This window comes from Streptomyces viridosporus (assembly GCF_002078235.1).
GTDB lineage: Bacteria > Actinomycetota > Actinomycetes > Streptomycetales > Streptomycetaceae > Streptomyces > Streptomyces viridosporus.
Genome location: NZ_MSGP01000536.1, coordinates 1 through 3943, shown reverse-complemented (window position 1 = coordinate 3943; position 3943 = coordinate 1). Strand labels below are relative to the sequence as shown.

Below are 3943 nucleotides of genomic sequence, written 5' to 3'. Positions count from 1 at the left end.
CGGTCTCGTCCAGCGCCGGGTCCCGCCAGCCCGCGTCGATGCTGACGTTGTAGCGCGCCGACCGATGCGCGAACGCGCTGTCGTCGGGACCGACGCGTGCCACGGCGCCGCCCAGGGTGCGGACGACGATCAGGCTCTCCGGGGTCGGCCGCCGGGAGTACCGGTCCACCAGGGTCGCGATGGCCTCGTTGCTCAACTCGTCCATGAAGTGGGACTTCATGAAGTAGCGTTCGCCGTCGGGGAACCGCCAGGTGTTGGCGCTCTGCAGCATGACATAGGGCAGGGTCCCGCTCAGGTCGGCGAGCGGCGGGCCCAGTTCGCGCTGCGGTGCCAGCGCGGCGGTGGCGGCGTCGCCCGGCCGGCCCCCGTACACGGCGCCGACCATCACGCAGTTCGTCCGGTGCAGCTCGGGCGGGATCTCGGGGGCCGCGGGCACGGTCCAGAGCAGGAGTTCCGGCGTGACCGTCTCCGGCGCGGTGAGCGTCGCGTCCCGCCAGGCCCGCAGCACCTCCTCGGCGCGCTCGTACGGGTGGAGGGCCAGCACGCCGGCCACCTCGGGGCCGAACGGATGGAGGTCGAACTCGAAGGACGTGACCACTCCGAGGCCCCGGCCGCCGCCGCGCGCCGCCCAGAACAGCTCGGGCTCCTCCTCCCGGCTCGCCGTGCGCGCCTCGCCGTCCGCGGTGACGATCGTGAGTGAGCGGACGTTGTCGCAGCTCAGGCCGAACGTCCGCATCACGAAGCCGAAGCCGCCGCCGAGCGTGAGACCGGCGATGCCGGTGGCCGAGATCTCCCCGCCCGGTGCGGCCAGGCCGTACAGCTGGGTCTCGCGGTCGAACTCGCCCCAGGTCACGCCCGCCTGGGCCCGTGCGGTGCGGGCGGCGGGGTCGACGTGTACGCCCTTCATGCGGGACAGGTCGATCACCAGTCCGTCGTCGCACACCGCGCTGCCCGCCACCTGGTGCCCGCCGCCGCGGATGCTGACCACGGGACGGTGCTCGCCCGCGACCCGCACCGCCTCGACCACGTCCGCCGTTCCGGTGCACCGGGCGATGAGCGCGGGGCGGCGGTCGATCAACCCGTTCCACACGGCTCGGGCCTCGTCGTATCCGGGATGACCGCGGTCGATCACCTCACCCTGCAGCGAGGAGCGGAGCTCGTCGGCCATCGCCTGCTCCGCAGCGGCTGTCGATGTGGTCCTCTGGTTCTCCGCCATGAGCGTCACCCTCCCGGTGCGCGCTGCCGGCTGCCGCTGACCTTTTCACGCTAGTGCGGAGTCGCCGGCCATGCATGCGGGCCCGACGACTCCGCGCGGGGGAGCGCCGGCCGGTCCGGCCGGTCCGGTCCTCCCGTCCGGCGGCGCCGTCACGACGACGGCGCCACCGGGCCGCTGCGCACCGGGTGCTTGCTCAGGACGGAGACCCGGTTGAAGGCGTTGATGGTGATCGCCACCCAGATCACGGCGGAGATCTCGTCGTCCGACAGGACGCCTCGCGCCTCGGCGTAGGCGGCGCCCTGCGCGCCTGCGTCGGCGGGACGGGTGGTGGCCTCCGCGAGCGCGAGGGCCGCGCGCTCGCGGAGGGAGAACAGTTCGGTGTCGCGCCAGGCCGGCAGGACGCCCAGGCGCTGGGCGGTCTCGCCGGCCCGCAGTGCGGCCCTGGTGTGCGTGCTGAGGCAGTAGGCGCAGGCGTTCAGCTGGGAGACCCGGACGTTGACCAGTTCCACGAGAACACGGTCGAGCCCGGCCGCCGCGGCGACGTCCCGCACGGCCTTCGCCGTGGCCCTGAGCGCCTCGTACGCGTCTGGACTCTGCTTGTCGACGAACACCCGTCGCTCGTCGGCCGTCCCCGGCGTCCGTGTCACGTGGACTCCCTCATCGCGGTCTCTCTCCATGGGTCCTATCATCGACCCAAGAATGTTGAAAATGAAACTTTCGTTTCGGGGGACAGGAAGGCCGAGCGATGAGCAACACGGAGAGGCGCCCCGCGGAGCTGAAGTGCGGGGCCCCGCAGGACGGCGGGCCCGGGACCGGCGTCGAGGTCCTCGGCGCCCGGAACGTCCCGCTCGGCGGCCCGCGCGCGATGACGGTACGGCGCACGCTGCCCCAACGGGCCCGGACGCTGATCGGAGCCTGGTGCTTCGCCGACCACTACGGTCCCGACGACGTCGCCGAGTCGGGCGGCATGGACGTCGCTCCTCATCCGCACACCGGACTGCAGACGGTCAGCTGGCTCTTCAGCGGGGAGATCGAGCACCGCGACAGCCTGGGCAGCCACGCGTTCGTCAGGCCGGGGGAGCTCAACCTCATGACCGGCGGCTTCGGCATCAGCCACTCCGAGGTGTCCACGCCGGGCACCACGATCCTGCACGGAGTGCAACTCTGGGTGGCCCTGCCCGAGGAGCACCGCGACGCCGACCGGGACTTCCAGCACCATGTGCCGACCCCGGTGCCCCTGGACGGCGGTGAAGCGCGGGTCTTCCTCGGATCGCTCGCCGGTGACACCTCGCCCGTGGGCACCTTCACACCCCTGCTGGGAGCCGAGGTGTCCGTGGTCCCCGGCGGCACGGTGACCCTCGGCATCGACGCCCGCTTCGAGCACGGCGTCCTCGTCGACAGCGGCACGGTGCGCGTCGAGGGCACGACCGTGCGGCCGGCCGAACTGGGCTACGTCGCCCCGGGGCGCACGACGCTCACCCTGACGAACGAGGCGGCCGGCACCGCCCGGCTGGTGCTGCTGGGCGGTCCCCCCTTCGAGGAGGAGATCGTCATGTGGTGGAACTTCATCGGCCGGTCGCACGACGAGATCGCGCAGGCTCGCGAGGACTGGGTGAAGGGGACCCGTTTCGGCGAGGTGCACGGATACGACGGGGCTCCACTGCCCGCGCCGGAGCTGCCGAACGCACCCCTGAAGCCGCGGGGAAGGGTGCGCTGACCTGCGAAGGCATCGGGGCCCCGGACACCTGACCTGCGGAGACGGCGAGACGGTGGCGAGGAGCGAGGCAAGGGCGACCCGGGGGTGGGGCGGGGGGCGAGGGTGAGTACGCTGCCAGCGACAGCCGACGACGTACGGGGCCCGGCAGCCCCGGCTTCCGCGAACCGAACGACTGACTCCTCGAGGCCCCTCCCCATGCGACCGCTCTCCCTCACCGGCTCCGCCTCCCCGGCATCCGGTGCGCTGCGCGGGCTTCGGGCCGGGGTGCTGGCGGTGCTGTGCGTGCTGCTCCCGCTGACCGGGCACGCCCTGAGTCGGTGCCACGCGCCGAGGTGGGTCGTTGCTGCGGCGGTTGTCGTGGTGGCCGTACCCGGCGCGGTCGTGCTGACGCGGCGCCGTCTGACGGACACCCAGGTGATCGGCGTCCTCCTGACCGCGCAGCTCGCCTCCCACCTGGCCTCTGCGCTGCCCGGTGCATGTCAGGCCGCGATGGGCCGGCAAGGGGCGGCATCCGGTGTGACCGCCATGATCGAGCACGGCGCCGAGGCCGGACCGCCGGCCGGTGTACTGCCGGCCGGACATCTGATCGCCGTGGTCATCGCCGCCCGGCTGCTCGGGTTCACCGAACGGCTGCTGTGGCGGAGCAGGCCGCTGCTGGCCGGCGTGCGCCGACTGCTGCTGTTCGTCTGGACCGTGCTCAACCGTCTCCACGGCACTGGGCCGCAGGCGGCCGTCCGCGTGAGCACATCACCGTTGCGGTCGGCCGTCCTGGCACGGCGGGGAGAAGGCCGGGCACCGCCTCTGCGCGAACGTGTGTCCTTCGCCCCTCTCCGGCCGATGCCGATCGGCGGCCTGCTCCTGCCCTGACGGGCGTGGCGCGAGGCCCGCCCGGCGGGGCCGATCCCTCCCGTCCCGGCGGTCCGCGTCGCCGGGGGACACCGGAGCGTTCCCCACCATGCCCGTCATCGAACGGCGTGCCGCCCGCAGGACGGCACGCCGTTCGATGACGG

The 3943-nt window shown here is 73.2% G+C and carries 4 protein-coding genes; 2 read left to right on the top strand and 2 right to left on the bottom strand.

The features are described from left to right. A partial coding sequence (locus tag B7L92_RS31710) for an FAD-binding oxidoreductase (protein WP_081240757.1) occupies positions 1–1168 on the bottom strand: 1168 nt, incomplete at its 3' end. A 197-nt stretch (positions 1169–1365) separates the two neighbouring features. Then, positions 1366–1893, bottom strand: coding sequence for a carboxymuconolactone decarboxylase family protein (locus B7L92_RS31705; protein ID WP_081240756.1), 528 nt, complete (start codon positions 1891–1893; stop codon positions 1366–1368). A gap of 68 nt (positions 1894–1961) precedes the next feature. Between B7L92_RS31705 and B7L92_RS31700 the strand changes: the two genes are divergently transcribed. Together B7L92_RS31700 and B7L92_RS31695 are read left to right on the top strand one after the other, a co-directional pair. After that, positions 1962–2933, top strand: coding sequence for a pirin family protein (locus B7L92_RS31700; protein ID WP_081240755.1), 972 nt, complete (start codon positions 1962–1964; stop codon positions 2931–2933). 195 nt (positions 2934–3128) lie between these two features. Then, entirely contained in the window at positions 3129–3800 is a 672-nt protein-coding gene (locus tag B7L92_RS31695) for a hypothetical protein (protein ID WP_081240754.1), read from the top strand. Positions 3801–3943: the final 143 nt, after the last annotated feature.

Excerpts from the sequence above, each read along its gene's own strand:
- B7L92_RS31700 (WP_081240755.1), top strand. The coding sequence starts at position 1,962 with ATGAGCAACACGGAGAGGCGCCCCGCGGAGCTGAAGTGCGGGGCCCCG.
- B7L92_RS31705 (WP_081240756.1), bottom strand. The coding sequence starts at position 1,893 with ATGGAGAGAGACCGCGATGAGGGAGTCCACGTGACACGGACGCCGGGG.
- B7L92_RS31695 (WP_081240754.1), top strand. The coding sequence starts at position 3,129 with ATGCGACCGCTCTCCCTCACCGGCTCCGCCTCCCCGGCATCCGGTGCG.